Source organism: Microcystis sp. M049S2 (assembly GCF_020245625.1).
Lineage (GTDB): Bacteria > Cyanobacteriota > Cyanobacteriia > Cyanobacteriales > Microcystaceae > Microcystis > Microcystis ichthyoblabe_A.
In genome coordinates, this window is the sequence record NZ_JADBUN010000014.1 from 1 (window position 1) to 4,273 (window position 4,273).

Annotated in this window: 5 protein-coding genes; 4 read left to right on the plus strand and 1 reads right to left on the minus strand. The window is 40.6% G+C overall.

The features are described 5' to 3' along the window. Positions 1-206 precede the first annotated feature (206 nt). Entirely contained in the window at positions 207-683 is a 477-nt protein-coding gene (locus IM496_RS01400) for a pyroglutamyl-peptidase I family protein (protein WP_287661013.1), read from the minus strand. Between the two features lie 107 nt (positions 684-790). Here IM496_RS01400 and IM496_RS01405 point away from each other — a divergent pair, with 107 nt between their 5' ends. The 4 genes from IM496_RS01405 to gmd all read left to right on the plus strand — a co-directional run. Further along, on the plus strand, positions 791-1,846 hold the full coding sequence (locus tag IM496_RS01405; protein WP_194016802.1) for a metallophosphoesterase family protein: 1,056 nt from the start codon (positions 791-793) through the stop codon (positions 1,844-1,846). 15 nt (positions 1,847-1,861) lie between these two features. Then, positions 1,862-2,749: a ParA family protein gene (locus tag IM496_RS01410; RefSeq protein WP_193956835.1), complete on the plus strand. Its 888-nt coding sequence runs from the start codon at positions 1,862-1,864 to the stop codon at positions 2,747-2,749. A gap of 12 nt (positions 2,750-2,761) precedes the next feature. Further along, complete coding sequence (locus IM496_RS01415) at positions 2,762-3,106, plus strand: TIGR03792 family protein (RefSeq protein ID WP_287661014.1); 345 nt, start codon at positions 2,762-2,764, stop codon at positions 3,104-3,106. Between the two features lie 123 nt (positions 3,107-3,229). After that, positions 3,230-4,273, plus strand: a 1,044-nt coding sequence (gene gmd / locus IM496_RS01420) for a GDP-mannose 4,6-dehydratase (protein WP_287661015.1), incomplete at its 3' end; no start/stop codon positions are given.

Sequence of the window (4,273 nt, forward strand, 5' to 3'; positions counted from 1 at the left end):
ATTGCCAATGTTTAGGTTAAAATAGAGGGGCAAAAGTTGCAACCGGTTAATGATAGTACGACCACCCCTCTACAGCCAAGAAGAATTTGCCCGACGTGGTAATCAGATTTATTAGACTCAGGTGCGCTCTCAAGTCGAGGAGGGCAATTATGGCAAAATACCACTATATCCTTTTTCCCTTGAAACTTACTCTCAAATTATATGAGTTAACGACTAAGGGTGATAATTTTCTGAAAATCTCTTTGAATAATAGTAAAATTTTTGTCAGTTAAAAGCGGCACATGAACGAATAAGGCTCTCGGATGATATTTTAAGACTTGAAAATATAATTCTTCGCAGACAAACTGACCAGCATTATCGCTGATATAACTATAGTTAAGGTTTTTAATTAAATCTGGCAATGGAATTGGTGTCAATAACTTTTTTGTACTACTCCTAGCCTGAGATTCTAAACTTAAACGATAACGACTTTCTGCCATACCACAACAAATAACTAAATCGGTTTTTTTGTCTTGAATAGCTTTAACAAATCGTTCACTGGCTCGATGGGTATTAACGGGAAGTTGACGCAAAAATAAAAGATTTTTTGGACAATTATCTTGAATAGATACTAACAAATCATCGGAAGAATTACTCCGGTGATGGCATAACCAAGGTGCAAAAGAAGTTAAAAGAATTGTCAAGTTATCTCCTGATGGTTAATTGGGATGATCAACAAAAAAGCGATCGAAGGGACAAAAATTGCTACACTAACTGACGTGACCTCAATTAAAGACGAGATTGATATCCTATGCAACGCCGTAAATTTTTGCTTATTAGTGGCAGTTTAGGCGGTTTTAGCTTGGCAGCTTGCGCTCATCAAATTTTACAGCCTGTTACTTCCAAAAATCCCCCTGAGTCGGCTGTTAAACAAGCACAAAAGGCTAAAAAAGTCAAGATAATCGTGATTAGTGACCTTAATAGTCAATACGGTTCCACTACTTACGATCCCGAAATCGATCGAGCTATCTCTTTAATTATCAATCATAAACCTGATCTGGTCCTCTGTGGTGGCGATATGGTGGCAGGACAAAAAAGCAGCTTGACAGAGGCAGCAATTAACGCCATGTGGTCAGCCTTTGATCGCCATATCGCCGCGCCCCTGCGAGCTGCTAAAATACCTTTTGGTTTTACCATCGGTAATCATGACGCTTCTGGAGCTTTATCCGCAGGAAAATTTATCTATGCTAAGGAGAGAAAATTGGCCCAAGATTATTGGCAAAACCCCCAACATAATACAAGTTTAAATTTTATCGATAAAACCGGCTTTCCTTTTTATTATACTTTCACTCAAAATGGTATATTCTATCTAGTTTGGGATGCCTCCACTCATTTAATCTCTCGGGAACAACTAAATTGGGCAGCAAAAAACTTGAGTAGTAGCGACGCTAAAAATGCTAAAATGCGGCTAGTAATCGGTCATTTACCCCTCTACGGTATTGCCGTAGGCAGAAATCGACTGGGGGATTATTTAGCCGATGCCGAGGGATTAAGAGCGTTTTTAGAGGGCTATCAGGTGCATACTTATATTAGCGGCCACGCTCACGCTTACTATCCGGGTAAACGGGGGCAATTACAATTATTACACGCGGGAGCTTTAGGCAGTGGACCGCGACGGTTATTGAACAGTGAACAAGCACCCAGAAAAACCCTAACAATTGTCGATATTAATCCCCATCAACAGGAGACAGTTTACACTACCTACGACATGAAAACCCAAGAAGTGATCAATATTACCAGTTTACCTCCTCTGATTATGGCTCCCAACGGGCAGGTTTTACGTCGAGATATTCCATCGGTTAACTAGAAAGGAACTCCCCTAATGGCCACTGTCATCAGCACCGTTAATATGAAAGGAGGAGTAGGAAAAACTACTCTTACCGTCAATCTTGCCACCTGTTTAGCTAAATTTCAGCAAAAACGAGTCCTTGTCCTCGATTTAGACGCTCAAATCAGTGCGACTCTTAGTTTAATGTCCCCCCACGAATTCGCTCAACTGCGTCGCAAAAAACGCACTTTAAGCTATTTATTAGAAGCAATTATCAAACCCAATCCCTACAATAAATTAACTATTGATGATATTATTGTACCCTCAGTCTGTGAAATTCAAGGCTTAGATCTACTGCCGGGAGACATCGAGCTTTATGATGAATATGTCGTCTCAGAAACCCTGCACCATCAAGCAATTTTACAGGAAGACTTAGGCTTTGATCATGCTTGGAACAACCTAGAAAGAATCCTAATTCAAAAAATCATTGACCCCATTCAAGACCGTTATGATTATATTATCATGGATTGCGCTCCGGGCTATAATCTTTTAACTCGTAGTGGTCTATGTAGCAGTCATTTTTATTTACTACCCGCCCGTCCCGAACCTTTATCAATTGTTGGCATTCAGCTATTAGAAAGAAGAATAGTTAAACTGAAAGCTAGTCATCAAGAAACTGACCCTATTAACCCCGGTTTACTCGGTATAGTTTTTATTCTTTCCGGTGGTGGTTTACTCAGTCGCTACTATAATCAAGTCATGCGCCGGGTACAACAGGATTTTCAAGCCCATCAAATTTTTGCTAATGCGATTCCTATGGATGTTAATGTAGCTAAAGCTGTGGATATGTTCGTGCCTGCGGTAGCAGCCATGCCCTCTTCTAGTGGTTCTAAAGCTTTTATGAAACTCACAGAAGAATTCTTGATCAAAACCAAAAAATAGGAGATAATTAATATGGTCATTGAGTGGTTAGAATTTCAAGTTAAACCCGAAGCACGAGAAAAATTTATCCAAAAAGATCAAGAAATTTGGACAAAGTTTTTAGCAAAACAACCTGGTTTTTTAGGTAAGGAGCTTTGGATTAATCCCGCCATCGAGGAAGAATTAATTATCATTGTCCATTGGCAGACGCAAGAACAGTGGAAAGCTATCTCCAAAAATTTACTTGATGACACCGAAGCCAAATTTTCCCTCGCCATGGGAAAAGATAATTATCAATTAACCAAAGTCAAGGAATTTCAAGTCAGAAAATTTCGAGAAAATTGTCAGAACCATTTAGAATCTATGCAGCCTGGATAAAAAATAAATTCATCTTTTTGTCCCCTGTCAACCTAGCCAAACTTGTCCCCAGTGACTAAAGTGTGCTATAAGCAGTCAGACTCTTTATATGGTCTTTATTCTTTCCGATTAGGTAAATTACTGATGACTGAAGCTAAACGCGCCCTAATTACCGGCATCACCGGTCAAGATGGTTCCTATCTAAGCGAATTATTATTAGAAAAAGGTTACGAAGTCCACGGTATCATCCGTCGTACTTCAACTTTTAACACCGATCGCATCGATCATATCTACATTGACCCCCACCAGCCCGATGCTAAATTATTTCTTCATTATGGCGACCTCACCGACGGGACAACCCTGCGGCGTATCCTCGAACAAGTGCAACCGGTAGAAGTGTATAATTTAGGGGCCCAATCCCATGTGCGAGTTAGTTTTGATGCTCCAGAATACACCGTTGATGCTGTCGGTGTGGGTGTCTTAAGACTACTAGAAGCAATTCGGGATTACCAAAAAAGAACCGGCATCGAAGTGCGTTTCTATCAAGCAGGTTCCTCGGAAATGTTCGGGAAAGTCATGGAAGTTCCCCAAAAAGAAACCACGCCATTTTATCCCCGCAGTCCCTACGCTTGCGCGAAAGTTTACGGTCACTGGCAAACAATCAACTATCGGGAATCCTACGACTTATTTGCCTGTAACGGCATTTTATTTAACCATGAATCCCCCCGGCGGGGAGAAACTTTTGTCACGCGCAAAATTACCCGCGCTTTGGCCCGAATTATTGCCGGACAACAGAAAAAACTCTATTTAGGAAATCTCGATTCTAAAAGGGATTGGGGTTATGCTAAGGATTATGTGCGGGCGATGTGGTTAATGTTACAACAGGAAGAACCAGATGATTATGTGGTGGCGACCAATGAAACCTATTCTATCCGGGAGTTTCTCGATATTTCTTTCCAATACGTTAATTTAAATTGGCAGGATTATGTGGAGTTTGATCAACGTTATTTGCGTCCAGCGGAAGTGGATTTATTAATAGGAGATTCCACAAAAGCCAGAGAGAAATTAGGTTGGCAGCCGTCGGTGACGTTCGAGGGACTGGTAAAATTAATGGTAGATGCGGATTTAGCGGCTTTGGGGATTAATCTTAATAACGGTGGTGATAGCCAACAGTTATTAAAAGATTTG